Source organism: Legionella shakespearei DSM 23087 (genome assembly GCF_000373765.1).
Taxonomy (GTDB): Bacteria; Pseudomonadota; Gammaproteobacteria; order Legionellales; family Legionellaceae; genus Legionella; species Legionella shakespearei.
The window spans coordinates 1-17,948 of the sequence record NZ_KB892397.1 but is presented as its reverse complement, the minus strand read 5'-3'; the positions used below and the strand labels follow the sequence as shown (position 1 = coordinate 17,948).

The following is a 17,948-nucleotide window of genomic DNA, read 5'->3' as shown; positions in this document are numbered from 1 at the left end:
TTTTATGCCTTATTGTCTTGTCTATTTAATTTCTGTATAATATTTGGTTATTTGCCCCGAATTTGCTTTTATATGCCACTTTTATCCATTCCTGAAAATTATTATGCGGTTGTTGATGCTAATACCAAAGTGGTGCTTCCTGCCATCATTACCTGCATGGGTATTTGCATCACCGCCTTTGATAACAGAAAGGTTGTTGCCCATTATGCTGATTTACCTGGTTATCCTTTCAGGAAGCCAAACAGAACAATCCATCCACTACCATACAATTTTCTTGCAATGGAAGAGTTCAGCTCTGAAATCTTTGAATTTTTATTAGGTGAACTGAATGTTTCTGCTACTGAGATAAAAGAAGTATCGGTTTTCGGTTATTACAGGAAAAGGGTGGATTTTTTTCAAACTGATGATAATGTGAACGTCTCAGATGAAGTGGTACGCAATTTTGTTTCTTCTCGATTGAATATTACTCCAAAACAAGTTCAGCTAAATCCTCTTCGGTTTGTCAATTATGGCATTAGCCCTGAAGGCAAAATTAGTGTTCTACCTGATCTGGAAGATCTGATAGAAGATATAGAATCAGACAATATTAATTTTTATGAGCAACGTAAAAAGACTCCTTTCAGCAGAGCTGTTTTACTGAGGAATCACCGTATGTTTCAGACAGGACCGGATAAGAAATATGCGAAGGATGATGGGACTCTGTACGATTTTGATAAGCAACAATTGACTTTTTAATTATTCTTCCGCGTATTTTTGCAGGCAATCTCATTTGATCTTATTCTTTAGATCACCTATGTTTAATGCATATAGAATGAGCAATATGGAGATTGTCATGTCACATTCAAATCAACATTCTACTCCTTATGATCTTGATGAAATACGCCGCCTGGCCAGGCAGTCTCTCGATGATGGCTCGGTGACTCAGGATTATTCGCTGGATATTAATGAAGCCTGCCGTCTTTTAAATGCTGCTTTGGCCACTGAAATCATGTGTGTATTGCGTTATCGTCATCATCAGATTATTGCGCGTGGTATTGATAGACCTCAGGTGGCGGCTGAATTTCTGGAGCATGCCCAAGATGAAGAGCGTCACATGATGATGATTGCGGAACGGATTAATCAGTTAGGCGGTAATCCCGATTTTAATCCTGGCACGGTACCACAAAGGACAGCAACGGAGTATGGTACAGGTAAGGATTTGCTCAAATTAATTGAAGAAGATTTAATTGCCGAGCGAGTGGCTATTATGGTCTACCGTCAGTTAATCGACTGGTTTGGTACTGCTGATCCTACAACCCGCCGTATGCTTGAAGAAATCCTCAAAGATGAAGAAGATCATGCGGATGATTTATCGGATCTGTTAAGTGTTAAGAAAAACTAACAAGGAATTGTACTCATTTTTTATCGTTTATCTGACTTGACATTGGATGGCTGGTGGGATAATGCTACTATGGGTACACCTCAAGTAGATTATCCTTAACCAGAATGCCTTAATGGAATCTTATGCCTCTTATCATTTTAGAATACAGCAATAATATTTATCCTACACCTGATATCAAAGCCTTCTTTGCAAAAATCCATCAACTTTTGGAAAAAGAATTACCTACTCAGTTATCAAGTTGCAAGAGCAGGTGTGTGGTGCATGATTCATTTTACATTGGTGATGGCAGTATAAAAAATGCCTTTACTCATTTGGCGATTAAGATAATGCCAGGGCGGACTGTAGAAAAGAAGCAGCAGGTGCTTAAAGAGGTTATGGACATCATGAATGAATTCTTCCAAAGATATGAAGGCAGTATGAATTTACAGAAATCGGTGGAACTTATGGATTTGGATGTTCATTATCTTAAAGATTTTAAATCAGCGTAGCCTTGATTTCGCTTCGCTGCATCAAGGCTACGGTTTATTTATAATTTAATCCAAGCGTGCCTGTGGCCTTATAATTTTATTGATCCGTTCCGAAAGCCAGAGCAGATAGCCTTTTAGTATTCCGTGTAAGCGTTTCTGGTGGCTGCGGTAAATAAAATCATAAGTGTATTGAGCTATTTTTCCTTGAATAAAGCCGCCAGGAAAAACACCATATTTTCCTAAGGAACCAAAGGCATTGTATTTGCCCAGAGATACTATCCCGCCCAAGTGACGGTAGACAAAAGGAGGCAGTGGTTTGCCTTCCAGATAGCGGGGAATTTCTTTTATCAAATAACTGGCTTGCTGATGGGCTACCTGGGCAGTTGGCGGCAAGGGAGCCTTTTGACTTTCATCCATACAGTAAGCGCAGTCGCCTATAGCAAAGATACTATCATCCAAAGTCGTTTGCAGTGTCGGTTTCACACAGAGCATATTATTTTTTGCCGTAACCAGATTATCCATGTGCTTCAAAAAATCAGGTCCTTTTACTCCGGCGGCCCAGACCATTAAGGCGGATTTTAAAAACCGGCCATCAGACAAATGCAACCCTTCTTTTTCTGCTGAAGTAACCTGGGTATTGTTCAATACATTGATCCCCAGTTTCTTTAGTTGCTCTTCAACCGCACGCGAGATTTTTTCGGGAAATGCGGCCAGAAGCCGAGGCCCGTTTTCAATAAGGTTGATGTGGATTTTTTTATTTAAATCAAAGCGATAGCTTTCGGCAATTTCTACCAGTTGTGCCAATTCAGCAACTAATTCCACGCCTGTTGCCCCGCCACCGACCACTGAAACGGTAAGCGGATCATTATTCATGGCACAGCGAAACAAATGCATGCGCACCAGACGATTAAACATTCTTGCCTGAATACGGCTGTCAATAAAATAACAAAATTGGCTAATCCCGGGAATATTAAAATCATTGGCGCAACTTCCTACAGCCATAATTAAAATATCATAATGCACTGTTCTTTTTTCAACGGCTACAGAGCCATCCAGCATGGTAATGGGTTCAAGATAAATTAACTTCTTTTCCCTGTCGATCCCGCTCATTTCTCCGGGCGAGTAAGTAAAATAATGTTGGCTGGCGTGAGCAACAAAGGACACCTGTTGCTGTGATAAATCATTAGTACCAGCTGCTATCTTATGAAGGATAGGCTTCCAGATATGTGAGGAATCTTTATCAATCAGAGTAATAATGGCTTTTTGTGCGCGTCCCAGACGATTTCCCAATTGGGTGGCGATTTCCATGCCGGCAACCCCACCGCCAACAATTACAATATTCGCTTTATCGGTCATTTCTGCACCTCACAAGAGCCATATTTTCTTATTATACCATGTATGCTTTCTATAATCGCAGAAGTATATAGTTTGAAGGCTTGTCAGTATCTCGCATAGTGAAGGGGTTCTGTTTTTTTACCTAAACCAGGTTCGGCTGCTTTCTGTTCCGGGAAAAAGCCGGGTTCCCAATCTGCTTTTAGTTTGATGTTCAGGGCATCCTGAAACGCCGTTATTAATTCTTCGTCCGTTTTATTGTAGTTATCTATGGACGGGTATGCCTCTGCATCACCTCTATGCGCTTCAAAGAGCTTCATAAGCTTGTCACAATAAGACACAGTAACAAAATCCCCCCGTTGCGTAATGCGTTGGGTGATTACCGCATCAGCCTCACAGCGGATGTAAATAAAATGAATGTCATCAAATTGTTCACGAAAGGTCTGGCGATCTACTTCGCGTAACATGGCTTGAGAAACAATGACAAAATCATGGGTTTGCCTCAGCGTTTTAATTTGATTAATGATGGTGGATGTGAGGTCTGCCGTCATTTGTCGGGAAAAAGATTGCTCATTGCGTACAGCCCGTTTCATCTCTTCGGTCAACGCTTCATCCCCATCCCAATAACAAACTCCTAACTCCCTTTGCATGAGCTGTCCGATGTAAGTTTTGCCAACACCAGGTAAACCAAATAAAAAAACAATCATTGAAATTCCTTTATTTTAGCCTTGCTGCAATAGGGTGGGGCTGAAATAAAATCCTATGATCATAAGAAGAAAAAGTAAAGCATTAGTTTAAAAACATGACATGTGATTCTTGGGTGGCCACATCATTACCTGGCACCCCGTCGTCCTGAGCGCGTCTTTTTGCGCGAAGGATCTCCAAATATTGGCACCATGCCGTTTCGGGAGATCCTTCGCGCAAAAAGACGCGCTCAGGACGACGGAGTGCCGGGTACAACGGAGTGCCGGGAATGGCTAGTGTCCCAATGGATTTACATATTTAAAGCTGCATCTTCAAGTAGTAAGGAACTGCTTTGTTCTTCTCTCTTTTCAGCATGGTCTGCAAATATTTTTGCAGTTTCTTTAGGGGCTTCAGAGGGTTCTGCAGATTCCATAACTGCACCCAATTTTTTTAATCCCGGAGAAATGTCAGGCATTTCTGTTTCCTGCACTTCGGGAGCTTGTGCGGTACTATCGGTTTCATTATCCAGAGAATCCACAGCTGTTTTCGCATATCCCACGGCAACCAGGGCAGCAGTTCCACCTAATAGTAAAGAGGCGCATCCCAGCAGCCCAATACCTGTAATCAATAATATCATGGGTAAAGCGGGGAGTGTGGTCATCAGTATCAAAAGTGTAGGTAATATGACGCTATAACATACTATGCCTACCAACGGTGCTCCCAATATTGCTACCGAAAGAAAAGCTCCGGGAGTAATGAGTAAGGCAGTCATTGCGAAAGAGACCATATCTAATATTTTGCTATCAGTGATTAGAGATGAAAGTAATTGTCTGGTCATGTCATAAAAATAATTTGCCGCCCACAAACTGCCGCCTATCAGTATACCACCGATTAATCCTGCCAGAATGCAGGAAGCCGCAATAGAGAATATGGTTGCGCCAATGAGGATAAGCACGGAGGGGAGGGGCATTAACAAGGTAATGACAGCCTCTGCTATCCAGATAATAGGATAAATACCCCAGCTAAACAGGGTTGCCATAAGTGCAGGTAGTGATAGTCCGCTAATGATGCTTGCAAATAAAAGAGCTATGGGAGTTAGCAGGGTTAATGCTGGCAGGCTAAGCTGTAATGCTTTTTTAAAATAAGTGCTGGTTTCAGTTTCGAAAGTCGTTTTCATATTAAATCCTTTAACAAAGTTGTGTCTTGTGCACTTTAATGTATTGAGGTGCGTCATAGTACCGTAGAAATTACGGTACTATTTTGCGTGAGCGAATAAGTATAAAGCAAGAGTATTTGAGTAAAAATTATTCTACTAATGAGTTTGTGACAAGAACCTGCGATTTTTGTTTTGGCACAATCCGTTCGTGCCGAGGTAATTAAGACAGAACCTGGGCTGGAAAAGTTTTTTTAATAATGCTCTACTGTGCGGTAAGTAAATCAATCAGTTTCATTAAGGTCAAATGATGAAGAGAAGAACCGCATTACTTTTTGCCCTGGCGTCAGGAGTCTCTCCCTGTACTTTCGCGGGCAGCATGGGCGGCGTTATTGCGGATGAAATGAGTACTGTACTGTCTTTAAGTGTGGGGCCTGCCTGGTATAAGGAAGGAAAAACGCAAACTTTTCTGTTGCAACCGGATGTGGTAAAGACATACGAAGCTCATAGAAAGGGTGATGTATCAGGCATAGTTGAATTTTTTTATGGCCGGCAAAAGTCATTGAATTCTCATTTTTCAGGTCAGCTTGGAGCGGCTTTCGCGACAGCCAGCAGTGCTCGATTATCAGGGGATATTTGGGAAGATGCTGATCCTGATTTTAATAATTTTTATTACAATTATAAGGTCAGTCATGCGCATTTTTCAGTGAAGGGGAAGCTCCTGGCTGAAATGGGTTATCTCGTAACTCCTTACCTCAGCGGCAGCATTGGTCTTGGTTTTAACCGTGCCTATGATTTTAAAATTACTTCCAGATTGTTTGAAGAGGTTCCTGCTCCTGCTTTTGGTTCCCATACTCAAGCGGTATTAAGTTATACCCTGGGCCTTGGTTTGCAAAAGCAATTGAGTGCTCATTGGTCTGCGGGCATGGGTTATGAATTTGCTGATTGGGGAAAAAGCGGATTGGTTCACGCACCCGGACAAACAGTAAATAGTGGCTTGCAACTTAGTCACCTTTATATGAACCAGCTGCAATTCAGTTTGACTTACCTGGCCTGACATTTTTAAGAGTTGTCCTATAATTATTCCAAGACCAGTTGTTCCTTTTCACTGTGAGGAATCTATGAAAATAGCAATTATTGGATCGGGTAGTGTGGGTAAAGCCTGTGCTATGGCTACGGTTATGAGGGGATGTACCCGGGAAATCGTATTGATAGACAGAACTCAGCCGCTGGCAAAAGCTGTAGCGACTGACATGCAATACGGAGCCCAATTGTCTCCCCCCGTTTCTATTTACGCAGGCGATTATTCTGATTTGCATGGCGCTTCTGTCATTATGGTTACAGTAGGGGTTAATGAGAAAACCGGGGGCGCTACGGATCGCAATGATCCCGCAGGGCGATTAAAATTACTCGGTACTAATGCTGCAATATTTAGAGAAATCATTCCCAAAATCGTCAAGGAAGCTCCTTTAGCCAGCATTTTGATTGTCAGTGATCCTCCTGACCCTCTTGCTGATGTTGCCCGCATGGTTGCGGGGCACGATAAAGTGATAAGTGCGGGCACTTATCTGGACAGTTTACGTTTCAGATTTCATATCGCACAACATTTTAAAGTAAATCCGGCCGATGTGAATGCTTTGGTGATAGGCGAGCATGGCACTTCATCTGTGTTTTTGTGGTCAGGGGTCACTATTGGCGGCCGGCCATTGGCAGAGATGTTGCCTGGAGATAAAACCTCATTTCAGAAAAAAATAGAGCAGGAAGTGAAATTTGCCAACATCACCATCATTGAGGGCAATAACGCCAGCCAATATGGAATAGGTATGGTCTGTGCCCGTATTGCAGAAATAATTGGGCGGGATGAGCAGTCTATTATTCCCGTAGGGTCATATCATGCAGAATATGGAGTGACCTTTTCATTACCCAGTGTGGTGGGTTCTGACGGAATTAACCAAATCCTGCAACCGGACATGTCGGCAGATGAAAAAGAGGCTTTGGAACGATGTGCCGCAGTGCTTAAGAAGTCATTGCAGGGGATCGTGTAGCTTTTGGGGGTTGCTATCTCTGAGGAATTGCCACGAAATTTCCCCCTTGAGCCTGTATTATGACTTGCCAATCAAGAGTACAAAAGAGCATCATGCTAAGAAAACCGAGCCGCGACCGTAAGGAAGCGGAACAGTTCGATGCACTCCATTGTTGATTACTCATTAAGTGTAAAAGTGTAACTCCAAAAATTCCGCTCCCTTACGGTCACGGCTCGGTTTTCTTTAGGTAATGAGAGCATAAGAAAACAGGAAATATAGCGCTCATAAATAAATCATTTTCGTGAGGATACTTCAGCTCAGGACGACGTGCTCTTCCTTACGGTCGCAGTTCAGATCAGCAGCAAACAATTGGAGTATTATTGGTTATTATGGTTTTAAATGGTACAATTATAGGTAGTGGTTCTATTTTTGGTGAAGCATGTTCTTCGATCTCTATTATTCCGGGCAAAGATTTCCTGATCCTCATCGATTATGGCGATATAAAAAACGCGGTGACGATCAAATCTTTGTTGAAAGTACTATGGACACGAATGAATATTATGTAGTTTCATTTCACGTCACCCAGGCCATGGAGCAATTGCAAGCCTCTGTGCAGGGCATACAAGATGGTTTGTTGAGGATATTACCTGCCTTATTTAATAATCAAAGTGTAAAAACCACACCATTTCCCTCTTTAACGCTCCCCAATCTGGGTACTATGGTATTGCCTTCACCGGTGGCTGCATATCCCAAATTAACCAAGGCCAAAAATGATTATCCTACTTTTGGTTCTGTAAGACATTCATTACCGGGGGACGTGGTTACAGGTAATAATGATGGGTTGTTAAAAAAAGTAAAGCAGTTACAAGAGGCTGACCAGCCAGTCTTTAGCGAGTTTTTTAATTTTTTTACCTCCAATTGGGATGTAGTATCTGAGCTTTATCAGGAAAAATATCATATTTCCTTACCTGCCCCCGAGCTCTTGAAAGATAAGTCAGGTAACTACGATAGTGAAAAATTCAGTACGTTTTTTTTCGATCCGGCTTTCCTGACCCGATGTGTTGTGCGTTTAATTACCCAGGGCGGAGATTCGGAATTTCATCCTGTTTACGGATTAGGCTTGGAACTTATTCTAAAAGGAAGGCTCGATCTGCTTAAAACTATAGTTGTTAATGATAAATTACATCCGTTTGACGCCCAGTTTTTAAAATTTGTATTACCCAATATTCTAAAAGTATCTTTGGATGGAACTATTCTAAGCCCACCTTGGGAGGGATTTTCGTCTGTTCTTGATGACAGCAGTTTCAGCGCCTATTTTGAAGGGGTAATTCATTTTCTTTGGTATCCTCATAACGAACCTTTTACCGACATGCGGCTTGCTGAACTCGATTCGCTCTATCAACAAATGAATAAATTCTATTATTTTGCAGTTTTGACCAGGAACTCTTCTGTTCCAGAGATTGGGGATCGTTGTCTGGTTCGTTTTTATACGGCTAACTCCTTTTTGGATTCTGAGCAGAAAAAACAGAACATGATTTTTGTTCCCGGCTTGGAGACTGATGAGGATAATTCTCCATTTATAAGATTAGGTTCTGATCAAGCGATTACTTCTTATTTTAAACAGGGTAGTTACCGGTTAACTCGCTCTGAGGGAGTAAACGTACCCTCATTTGACTCTGCTCTCTTAAACCCGATTCTGGGCTATTTCATGGGTCTTTTAATTCAAGTGCCTCAGGCAAAACTTGCAGCCAAGGCGGGTGTCATTGGTCCTTTATTACGTTCCATATTTCCCCATACCCGCCTGGATTTATTGACCTTACCCCTGAGCGACTCAATGCGGGAACTGGCTACTACATTATTTCAAACCCCGGCGTCTAGTGCCTTGCCTCAGGCTTTGCAAAGCTATCATTTGCCGCAGATTTTACCGCCTGAAACCTTAAAATCCGGTCAGGTGCAATTATTGCCTGAAGGTTTTGTCAATTTGGGAAGTGGTTCTGCATCGGGCAAGATTTATCAGGGCAGTCATGATGTATTTAACGTTGTTCCCTTAGCTAAAAGTGCGAAGAAAAGCGTACATGAAACCATTCAGGACATCTATGGCAGATGGCACCGGGTCTTTGGTTTTGAGGAGCAGGTACACCCAATATATGGTGCCATTGAAGAGGCACCTTATTCCGATTCTTCTCTTCCTGACGCTAATGTTCGGCTGCATATGACACCTAATACGGTTTCGGTCAGGCAAGATAAAAGTGATTTGGTTTATTATCCAGTGGCCATGAGGGATAAAGGTTTGTATGTCAGTTTGACTGAGGGGCCTGATTTAAAAAGAAAGGAGCATAGTACCAGACAAAACATAGCCTCGGGGTGTTGTTTATTAGGTAATGATTTTGTGGGGCATTGTGAGACCGAAGAGGGCATGAAAACTTATTGCTTGTTAGATGCTCATCAGGAACCGCCACAAGGGAATATTGTGGATGTGAGCTTTAATTTCCCGGAACATCCCGAAGAGACTATGTATTTAGCCCTCCAAAAAACGCTGGGTCCTTTTTTCAGAGACACTCATCCTGGCCAGGAGTTGAATTTTTATTATCATGACTTGAGAAAAGCGTATCTGTTTTATCTGTTACCGCATTATTTGCGGGGAACCATGTCGCGGGAAGTGCTTTTAAAAGGGGCTGCGATTATTGAAGCGCGTCATGAGCAGATGGTGGGCAAATTATCAGACATACTGAGCGCTTCCCGGATTAAATGCGAGTCCTTTTCTTCATTGCAGATTTTACAGACGGAAGCGCTCCTGAACCAAATTGACGCTTTAAGAGATTCACCTTTGGATAACAAGGCGAAAGAGGCTCTTCTGGTGAGGAATATTTTACAGTTTATGGCATCAGATTCCAGTGTTCCCGAATCAACGAAAACTGTTTACAACCATATTTTAACGCAGGAGAAACTGCTTGAAGAGTTGATCGGGCAATCGGGGCTACATACCATTGCCATTCTTGATTATATGGTGCAATTTGCAGTGCTTAACCAGAATTCCGAAGCTCCGCTTCTGGTTGCCTTGCCTAGTGTAGAATACAAATTACTGAAAAATTATGAAGCGTATTTTGGAAAAGCTTTTGGTTCAGTGGTGCATTTTTTATGGATGAATCCCGTGAATTTAAGAGATGACAGTAAGCACAATCGCTTGTTTTTTGTAGGTGATCATATTCCTGAATACCAGCAATTGCTTGAGGATACTTTAGAACCTGTACAAGAGTTGATTAAACATCAAGCTCTTGATGAGCCAGAGGGTGTTGTTGCTGATGTGAAGAATATATCAGCTAAAATAGCGCAGCTTCCGTATTTTTTTTCTAAAGCCAAAGTGCCTGAAAGCAAGACTGGGCCTGATGAAGCATTGGCTAAAAAGCCTGAATCGCCAAAAGTTTAAAAATAATATTGACTATTAAAAATTTGATACTACGCTTAATATTGTGCAATGCAATATAAGGAGAACATCATGCGCTCACAATATTTTCAACAAAAAACATTTAACCCTTTGGCAGGCCCAGTTCATGAGATCATTGAATTGAATGTCAGAACCATACAACAATTGTCTTATATTGATCCAACTGAAGTATTAAACGTGAATAAACCTGAAGCTATTTTGGAAAAACAGGTCGATGTGATGATTAAAAACAGCCATGCTGCTTTGGATTATGTACATAATATGTTTAATATTATGGAAAAACACATGTTAAGTTTTTCAGATAACGTGGTAAGACATACTAAAGAAACTATAGACGAATCAGAAAAAGTAGTTAGAAACCGAATTTCTGAAGTAGTTAAAGGAAGCCAAAGTGCTGCAAAAAAAGTGGTTTCAGGCGCTAAAAAAATAGCTTCTTCTGCTGCTAAAAAAGCTCCAGTTGCCGCTAAAAGCGTGAAATCAGCTGGTGCAAGCAAGCCAATTGCCAAGACTGCGCAAGCGGGCAAAACAGTAGCCAAGAAAACAGGCTCCAGTGTTAAAGCTATTGCGAGTACTCTGGCTAAAAAAGCAAAACCAATTGCGCGTAAAAGCGTGAAGCCTGTTGCTAAAACAGTGAGCAAGACAGCTCCCAAAACTGTTCATGCAAAAGCAGTAGCGAAACCTGCTTCACCTGTAGTTTCTTCTCAAAACAAAGAGATCAAACACCCAAGCCAGGCTATAAGTGCGAATCAGGTAATCTCGCGATCTGATGCTGAGAAAAAGAGCATTTAAGCTCTAAAGAAAACCTTGATTTCGCTGTCGCTGCATCAAGGCTACAGTTTTATTTATGCTGTAGCCTTGATGCAGCGACAGCGAAATCAAGGTTTTCCTTATTAATCCATCAAAGAAAAATTGATAACTCTGCCAGTTCTTTATAGACTGCTGTTACTCTTATTACAGAAGTTATAAACGGAATTGCCAGCTCAATGCAAAAATTAGTGTTTTTAAATAAAATAAACGGGATCTATTTCTTTAAAAAATGGTTATCAGGTTTATTTCTTATCCTTTTTATTTCCCTTCTGGCAATTTATTCCGGACATGCGACTAGCAGTGATTCCCAATTTTGGACCAGTATCACGGCAATGGTACCGGCCAGTAAAGATTCACCCAAAATAAGATATTGGCTTGAGTCGCAAAATCGGATTGGCGATGAAGTGTCCCAACTGTCTCAGTTCATACTGAGGCCGGGTATCGGTTATGAACTAACTCCTTTTACCAGTGTTTGGTTAGGCTATGCGCGAATTTATACGGCAGCTCCGTTTACGAATGATCCTTTCGATGAAAACCGTATTTGGCAACAACTACTCTGGAGTAAGAGGTTTACCCATTGGCATGCAACGGTAAGGGGACGATTGGAACAACGTTTTATGCCTAATAGCATTCATACGGAATGGCGTTACAGGCATCTGTTTAAAGGGGCTTTTGCCATCCCTCATCATGATAAATACACCTTCGTCTTAAGTGACGAACTTTTCTTTCATCTTAATGATTTTAACCATCAGAACAATCAAGGCTTTGATCAAAACCGGTTTTTTACAGGCTTCGGGTATAAGACAAACAAGAATACTACTGTGGAAATTGGCTATTTAAGTCAGGTAATAAATCGCATTGGCCGTGAAAATTACAGCGGTAATAATCTGTTAATCAGCCTGTTGGTGAATATTTAGGAGAGAGGGTGCTGTCCGTAATTGCTGCATAGATGTCAATTTAAGAAATAAAGATGCAAATTTTTGGCAAATTGACCAGTTAGTAGCCCCTCCACCTCCGGGGGAGGGTGCCCGATAGGGTGGGTGGGGGGATCAAAAAGAAAACTCATGAAACGCAAAAGCTCAAAACAACATGACCTACTGATAAAAGTTGATAAAAGACTCCTTTTGATCCCCCCACCCGCCCTATCGGGCACCCTCCCCCGGAGGTGGAGGGGCTACTAACTGGTCAATTTGCCAAGAATTGGAGCTTTTCCTTACGCTATTGAACCAGATATCCAGAAATAAAAAGTCTTTACCCTGCAGGTTTTGAAAAACTGTCTATACTATTCCTTGAAAGTGAAAACTAACTAAGGAAAGTATCATGTACAAAAAATTTTTATGGATTGTCGCTTTTGCTTTGTCTTTTGGTTTAAGCCAGTCAGCATTTTCTGACTCCTGGGGCTGTGGCGAAGGGATGAAAAGCATGCTGCAATCTCTAAAGCTCGACAGTGATCAAAAAGACAAAATCAAGCCTATCCTGGATCAACTGGGGTCTGGCATGAAAGATTTTGGCAAACAAATGGGCGATTTGGATACTCAAATCAATCAGCAACTTGATTCCGACAAAATAGATCAAAGTGCAATTGATGGTCTGGTCGATCAAAAAGCAAAATTAATTGGCAACATGATTAAAGCCAAAATGGCTGCTAAAGCGCAAATCTTTGCTATTTTGACTCCTGACCAGAAGAAATCTCTGCAAGGCATGATGAAAAAGCTGGATGACAAAATTGCTGCGAAATTCAAAAGCTGCCATAAAGACGACTAATCTCATCAGGGTCTGTTGACAGACCTGCTATTAAGTTAAGCGCTACTCCGCCGTCCCGCGGCTTGTCCGCGGGATCCAGGGATCTAAGATCGGAGTGAGATCTCTGGATCCCGCGGACAAGCCGCGGGACGGCGGAATTTTTAACTTAATGGCAGTGCCCCTGGTACGGTAGCTGCCAATAACAGCAGTTACCGTTCTTTTTCCTTCCACTCTTACCTTTATTTTAACAAATTGGCACTTGAATTCTGGATATTATCAACAAGTATGCCTATTCTTTAATTAAAGTGAGTTACAAAAAGACCCGCGGTCATTTCAAATTCATTTCACAAAGGGAATTGGGGTATGCACAAGACAAGGATAATTCGTTTTATCTTATTATTTTCTTTTTTTGCTTCATTTTTAATACATGCAGCAAAAGACAATTATGTAACCGATTGGGCTCAGCAATTATTAATGGATACGCTTTCTGCAAGTTATCAGGATAACCCTGCTGATATAGACGCTGTGAAAAAAAATTACTCCAGTGCCGCCTGGGAGCCTATGGTTGACTTTTTTGATGATGAATTGCAAACCATTAAGTTATACAAACTGACTTTGCATCCTGCGCCTTTAAATGAACCTGTTTTATCTGAAATGGATAATTGTGGTAGTGCCCGATGCTGGCGAGTGGATCAGACTTATAACATACCTGAACTGCATCTGAATATTGATTTTTCATTATTTATTGTGAACTCGGCAAATGGAACCCCGCTACTTGTCCAAAGCCTTGATATGAAAGTACATCGATATTGATGGTACGTATAAAATGTCCGCTTGCTTACGCGCGGTTCGGATAATAGGCTACAGTTTTTTTATATATTTAACTTAATAGGGGAGGGGAGACTCGTCAATGTCATCCTGCACGGGCGAGTCACTATTCCTTTTGAGTAGGCATCCACATCCTTGTGGCTGGCATCGTCCTTGATGCCAAGACGAAAGTCCTTTTAAGACATCCATTGTCATTACTCACTTTAAATATAGCAAAGCAGCCCCCCTAAAGCATAAAGAATATTCCTCAATGTCATGTAAGAGATTTCTTATATTGCCCGAAGAATGACATTGACAGATATTGACCAAGTATATAGTCTGATACACGGATAAATTACAGGGAGTAGTAAAGATGGATGATTTAAGACGTCGGTTATATGGATATTGCATATCACACCATTTCACCGTGACCAGGGAAGACACACTTGCCGAGCTGTTAGTCAAAAGAAATAACCTGCAGCAAACACCGCTTATGTCGGCGCTCATGGATAATCAACTGTTAGTCGTCGATGTATTGAATAATTTTCCCGAATCAACAGCCTGCCTTAAGGAGTTTTTTAATGCGGTTGATGATCGGGGCAAATCCTTCCTGATGCAGATTCTGCAGCAAAAAAACAGGATGTATTTATCATTGCGCGATACAACCTTTAATTTATTAGAACAGAGAAAAGCGGAATTAGGCAATGATGCCTTTCGTGCTATTTTAACCGTGAATCCTGATCATTTTTATCATGCCAGCAGAAAAAACCGGTGCCAGTTCCTGGGGTTTCTTGAAAAAAACAGTACAGACCTTGGTCTGGATACATTAAGACAGCTGATTACATGGCGAAGCAAAAAGCCCGAAGCAGCCAGGTTATCAGCCATTAACCTCCTTTTTATCAGTAATATGGAGGTACATGAATTCAAGCCAGATATTGAGTCTGTCATTGCACTCTATTCTTTAATACAAAGGAATCCTCAGATAATACTTGATGAGCAGGGGAAGACTATCCCGCAATTTTGGGAAAACTGGTTAGGCAATGAGATTTTTTATTTGGGCCTGGGGCATGAGCTCTTTATTCCCACCCTAAGATTCATCGAGCAGTTTATGGAAAAAATGCCTGATGACTTCCTGAAGAAAATTTTTAATGATAAGTTGTTGTCAATGCTTTGTGACATCCATCCTTCTTACACTCGAGTGCCCAATAAAGAAGTGGACTGGTATGAGGAAAATAAAAAATTTGCAGCGGATTACAGGGCTGCTATCCATTTTATCAAAAAAAATCCGACATTATTTACTTCTGAAAACATGCTGAGTGATTTTAAAGCGCTCAGACTATCGGGTTTGTATGATCCTAAAACAATGATGCTCACCTTTAGACTAATAAAACATTATTTTCCGGATTTTGATTCCCAGGGGCAAGATGAATGCAGAGCGATTTTCAGTTCGGCAGCGGCTCGGGATATCATGATAAACAGTCCTGAATTATTTCAGCCCATGATTGGCTTTGTAGCGGATAATCGTGGCTGGTTGGGAGAGGCTTGTCTGGAAAAGATCCTGCTCGATAAACACTTCATATGGACAGGATTTAATCATAGCTTTTTTATGTTCCGGGAAGCACTGCTTAAAAACAAAGAGAACATTGGAGCAGAACTGTATAGCCGACTGTTAGAGCCTATGAATGCCGAGCGTCAATATGGACTAAGAGAACCGAGAGCAGACTATTTGGAATTACTTCATTTTGTAAACGAAGAATTTTCGAGTTTCAAGCCAGAAAGTATGCGCTTGTTTTTCTTGCCTCAAGGTTACGATTTTCCCGCGCGATGCATGACCAGAGATTTCCCGGACAGTCAAAAGGAAGTGCATTACAAACATCTTATCCATTTCGTTTTGCAACACCATCAGGATTTGGGCTTTGACGTCGTGAAACACTGCCTGGAATTAGTTCCCAGAATTCCTTACCGAAAGGGCGCGTTCTTGAGGGAAGCAATAACACCAGATGCTGAGGAGTTAGTAAATCTGTACCCAAAGGCAAACAACAGTCAAATTAATCGTTTGATTCATTTATATAAAAAGGAACATCAAAGCAGTTGTCTCTATTCTCTTTTCCATCCCCGAAAGGCTCAGGAGCAAGATTCTGAGTTAGTAGCTGCTGTTCAGCCCTGAACGATAAAGCGTCATTCCTGGATTTGCCAGGAGTGATGCCAGAATTGGTTGCATGTTATTTGTTTTGATTAATTTTGTATCAAATGTTATAATATAGAATCATTCTATTGTGTCAGTCGGAGGTAACATCATGACCCTGAGTATCGCTCTTAATAACAATCACACGAAACAAGCAATTGCTGATGCAATTCAAGCCTATAAACGGGAGCACAAGACCAGTAAAATCAAATGGTCTGATTTTCAATTTACTTCAGATGATCCATTTAGCAACATCCATTTGGCTTTTATCTTAAGTCAGGCGGCAGATGAGGTTGTAGAACGGAATGATGACGAAGAATCATTATTTACTATGATAATCAGTCGTATTCCTGAGTTGCAAGATGCTCCCCTTACCGTTACTGAAGCCGTGGAATTGTTACACAGAGACAATCGGTTAACCTCAACCAATCTGAAATTAGTATTGGCGCAACATCGAAATGCTACGGAAGTTGCAAGAGGGCTGATTCATTTGGCTGAACTGGGTAAGGGTCGCGGCATTAATATCTCCAGATGGTTAGGAGACTTTAATCCCTTGCAAATGTCTGCTCTTGCCGACTTGCTGGAGTCACAAGACAAATTAACTGCAGAAAGTTTTAATGCAGCACTTCAAGTGATGAAATTGAGCAATGCCCATCCGCGTGTCAATTTTACTGCAATTATGCCCGCTAACAGCACACGATACGGCATGGACAACTCCTATGAAGCCCAGGTCAATGCCAGAAGTTATGCTTTTGCTGCAATTATTAATCTGACGCGCAGGATGGGGAGTTGGACAGGGGTTACATATCACTATTCTGAAGACATACGTCGCCAGGAAACTGAGATTATTAAGGCATTGCCAGCAATAATTGATGGTCTTATAACAGCTAATGAATCATTGTCTCCAGGAAATAGTGTCATCAATCTGGGGCCTGTTAAGGAAGAAGACATACAATATTACATGGGGCTTACTGGAACTCCTGCACAAAAGAAAGAGACTTTTGTAAATTGGTTGATACACACGAGACAAGAAGCAAATGCGCGTGCTCCTTCAACAGCAGTAACTCCACCAGTAGTACAACCACAACCGCAACGTCCTGCGACTGCCCCTGCTGGTGCGGTTCCCGGCACTTTCTTTGCTCCAACACCGGTGGTAAATCAGGCCAGTGTTCCTGTTGCTGATGTTTTATTTGGTATTGATCCAGAAACGTTTAATCAATTCACCATAGAGTTGCGAGAATTTATCCGCGTCAGAGGGCAAAGTGAATTAAATAGCGATCGTTTTTTAGCGGCGGGCATATCAGTCAGTTCCCAGGACTTATATCATGATCCTGTGACCCTTGATGCAATGGATATTCCTGTCCTCATTAACGGACAGGCTATATGTTTACTCTCTTTTCTCAGAGCAACCCAAGAAATGCCGCGTGGTTCTGGTAGTTTTACTAATCCAATCAATACAGATCGCAAGTTGCGTCTGGATCAGATACAGCCCGGGTACATGATACAAAGCTTTATTGACACCAAATTGTCAGCAGCAGCAAAAGAGTATGCAGAACTGCATCGCAGCAATGCTTTGGCAGACAAGGAATCGCATGACGGCAGTGGCCCTTCAATGTCGAAGTAAGTGAGTCAATCGGAGAAATCTGAGTCGTGTCATCCTCAGAACCACATAAAAAACTGTAGCCTTGATGCAGCGATAGCGCTGAGTGATCCTCTCATATTGAGTACCACTCAGAACTATGCAGGATCGCCTTCCCCTCTCCGGGGGAAGGTGCCCGACAGGGCGGATGGGGGGATCAAAAAAGGAGTTTCTATCAAATAGGCCATGTTATTTTAGACCTTTTTACCTTAAATAAGTTCTCTTTTTGATCCCCCCACCCACCCTGTCGGGCACCCTCCCCCGGAGGTGGAGGGGCTACT

The 17,948-nt window shown here is 41.7% G+C and carries 15 protein-coding genes; 12 read left to right on the top strand and 3 right to left on the bottom strand.

The features are described 5' to 3' along the window. The first annotated feature begins 72 nt into the window (after positions 1–72). The 3 genes from B094_RS0107705 (at position 73) to B094_RS0107695 (ending at position 1,869) form a co-directional block, all read left to right on the top strand. Positions 73–735 (top strand): hypothetical protein, encoded by a 663-nt coding sequence (locus B094_RS0107705; RefSeq protein ID WP_018577234.1) that lies wholly within the window; start codon positions 73–75, stop codon positions 733–735. Between the two features lie 97 nt (positions 736–832). Continuing rightward, on the top strand, positions 833–1,381 hold the full coding sequence (locus B094_RS0107700; RefSeq protein ID WP_018577233.1) for a ferritin-like domain-containing protein: 549 nt from the start codon (positions 833–835) through the stop codon (positions 1,379–1,381). Positions 1,382–1,503: 122 nt separating this feature from the next. Further along, positions 1,504–1,869, top strand: a complete 366-nt coding sequence (locus B094_RS0107695; protein WP_018577232.1) for a 5-carboxymethyl-2-hydroxymuconate Delta-isomerase — start codon at positions 1,504–1,506, stop codon at positions 1,867–1,869. A gap of 45 nt (positions 1,870–1,914) precedes the next feature. Here the strand turns inward: B094_RS0107695 and B094_RS0107690 are convergent, their stop codons facing one another. The 3 genes from B094_RS0107690 to B094_RS0107680 all read right to left on the bottom strand — a co-directional run bounded on the left by B094_RS0107690 (position 1,915) and on the right by B094_RS0107680 (position 5,041). After that, positions 1,915–3,204, bottom strand: a complete 1,290-nt coding sequence (locus B094_RS0107690; RefSeq protein WP_018577231.1) for an NAD(P)/FAD-dependent oxidoreductase — start codon at positions 3,202–3,204, stop codon at positions 1,915–1,917. A gap of 83 nt (positions 3,205–3,287) precedes the next feature. After that, entirely contained in the window at positions 3,288–3,887 is a 600-nt protein-coding gene (locus tag B094_RS0107685; protein WP_018577230.1) for an AAA family ATPase, read from the bottom strand. Positions 3,888–4,174: 287 nt separating this feature from the next. After that, positions 4,175–5,041 carry a hypothetical protein gene (locus B094_RS0107680; protein ID WP_018577229.1) on the bottom strand — a complete coding sequence of 289 codons (867 nt, stop codon included), beginning with the start codon at positions 5,039–5,041 and terminating at the stop codon, positions 4,175–4,177. A 283-nt stretch (positions 5,042–5,324) separates the two neighbouring features. On the opposite strand from B094_RS0107680, the gene B094_RS0107675 reads away from it, so the two are divergent. The 9 genes from B094_RS0107675 (at position 5,325) to B094_RS0107635 (ending at position 17,652) form a co-directional block, all read left to right on the top strand. Then, positions 5,325–6,074 (top strand): outer membrane protein, encoded by a 750-nt coding sequence (locus B094_RS0107675; RefSeq protein ID WP_040524083.1) that lies wholly within the window; start codon positions 5,325–5,327, stop codon positions 6,072–6,074. Between the two features lie 64 nt (positions 6,075–6,138). Continuing rightward, positions 6,139–7,062, top strand: a complete 924-nt coding sequence (locus tag B094_RS0107670) for a lactate/malate family dehydrogenase (RefSeq protein ID WP_018577227.1) — start codon at positions 6,139–6,141, stop codon at positions 7,060–7,062. 418 nt (positions 7,063–7,480) lie between these two features. Then, on the top strand, positions 7,481–10,468 hold the full coding sequence (locus B094_RS0107665) for a hypothetical protein (RefSeq protein ID WP_018577226.1): 2,988 nt from the start codon (positions 7,481–7,483) through the stop codon (positions 10,466–10,468). 69 nt (positions 10,469–10,537) lie between these two features. Further along, a complete protein-coding gene (locus tag B094_RS16480; protein ID WP_018577225.1) occupies positions 10,538–11,275 on the top strand; it encodes a hypothetical protein in 738 nt (245 codons plus the stop codon). Between the two features lie 194 nt (positions 11,276–11,469). Next, positions 11,470–12,210 (top strand): DUF2490 domain-containing protein, encoded by a 741-nt coding sequence (locus B094_RS0107655; protein WP_018577224.1) that lies wholly within the window; start codon positions 11,470–11,472, stop codon positions 12,208–12,210. Between the two features lie 403 nt (positions 12,211–12,613). Beyond that, complete coding sequence (locus B094_RS0107650) at positions 12,614–13,057, top strand: Spy/CpxP family protein refolding chaperone (protein ID WP_018577223.1); 444 nt, start codon at positions 12,614–12,616, stop codon at positions 13,055–13,057. A gap of 342 nt (positions 13,058–13,399) precedes the next feature. Next, positions 13,400–13,849, top strand: coding sequence for a hypothetical protein (locus B094_RS0107645; RefSeq protein ID WP_018577222.1), 450 nt, complete (start codon positions 13,400–13,402; stop codon positions 13,847–13,849). A gap of 367 nt (positions 13,850–14,216) precedes the next feature. Beyond that, entirely contained in the window at positions 14,217–16,010 is a 1,794-nt protein-coding gene (locus B094_RS0107640; protein ID WP_018577221.1) for a hypothetical protein, read from the top strand. A 130-nt stretch (positions 16,011–16,140) separates the two neighbouring features. Beyond that, positions 16,141–17,652, top strand: coding sequence for a hypothetical protein (locus B094_RS0107635; RefSeq protein ID WP_018577220.1), 1,512 nt, complete (start codon positions 16,141–16,143; stop codon positions 17,650–17,652). The last annotated feature ends 296 nt before the right edge of the window (positions 17,653–17,948 follow it).

Excerpts from the sequence above, each read along its gene's own strand:
- B094_RS0107705 (WP_018577234.1), top strand. The coding sequence starts at position 73 with ATGCCACTTTTATCCATTCCTGAAAATTATTATGCGGTTGTTGATGCT.
- B094_RS0107700 (WP_018577233.1), top strand. The coding sequence starts at position 833 with ATGTCACATTCAAATCAACATTCTACTCCTTATGATCTTGATGAAATA.
- B094_RS0107695 (WP_018577232.1), top strand. The coding sequence starts at position 1,504 with ATGCCTCTTATCATTTTAGAATACAGCAATAATATTTATCCTACACCT.
- B094_RS0107690 (WP_018577231.1), bottom strand. The coding sequence starts at position 3,204 with ATGACCGATAAAGCGAATATTGTAATTGTTGGCGGTGGGGTTGCCGGC.
- B094_RS0107685 (WP_018577230.1), bottom strand. The coding sequence starts at position 3,887 with ATGATTGTTTTTTTATTTGGTTTACCTGGTGTTGGCAAAACTTACATC.
- B094_RS0107680 (WP_018577229.1), bottom strand. The coding sequence starts at position 5,041 with ATGAAAACGACTTTCGAAACTGAAACCAGCACTTATTTTAAAAAAGCA.
- B094_RS0107675 (WP_040524083.1), top strand. The coding sequence starts at position 5,325 with ATGATGAAGAGAAGAACCGCATTACTTTTTGCCCTGGCGTCAGGAGTC.
- B094_RS0107670 (WP_018577227.1), top strand. The coding sequence starts at position 6,139 with ATGAAAATAGCAATTATTGGATCGGGTAGTGTGGGTAAAGCCTGTGCT.
- B094_RS0107665 (WP_018577226.1), top strand. The coding sequence starts at position 7,481 with ATGTTCTTCGATCTCTATTATTCCGGGCAAAGATTTCCTGATCCTCAT.
- B094_RS16480 (WP_018577225.1), top strand. The coding sequence starts at position 10,538 with ATGCGCTCACAATATTTTCAACAAAAAACATTTAACCCTTTGGCAGGC.
- B094_RS0107655 (WP_018577224.1), top strand. The coding sequence starts at position 11,470 with ATGCAAAAATTAGTGTTTTTAAATAAAATAAACGGGATCTATTTCTTT.
- B094_RS0107650 (WP_018577223.1), top strand. The coding sequence starts at position 12,614 with ATGTACAAAAAATTTTTATGGATTGTCGCTTTTGCTTTGTCTTTTGGT.
- B094_RS0107645 (WP_018577222.1), top strand. The coding sequence starts at position 13,400 with ATGCACAAGACAAGGATAATTCGTTTTATCTTATTATTTTCTTTTTTT.
- B094_RS0107640 (WP_018577221.1), top strand. The coding sequence starts at position 14,217 with ATGGATGATTTAAGACGTCGGTTATATGGATATTGCATATCACACCAT.
- B094_RS0107635 (WP_018577220.1), top strand. The coding sequence starts at position 16,141 with ATGACCCTGAGTATCGCTCTTAATAACAATCACACGAAACAAGCAATT.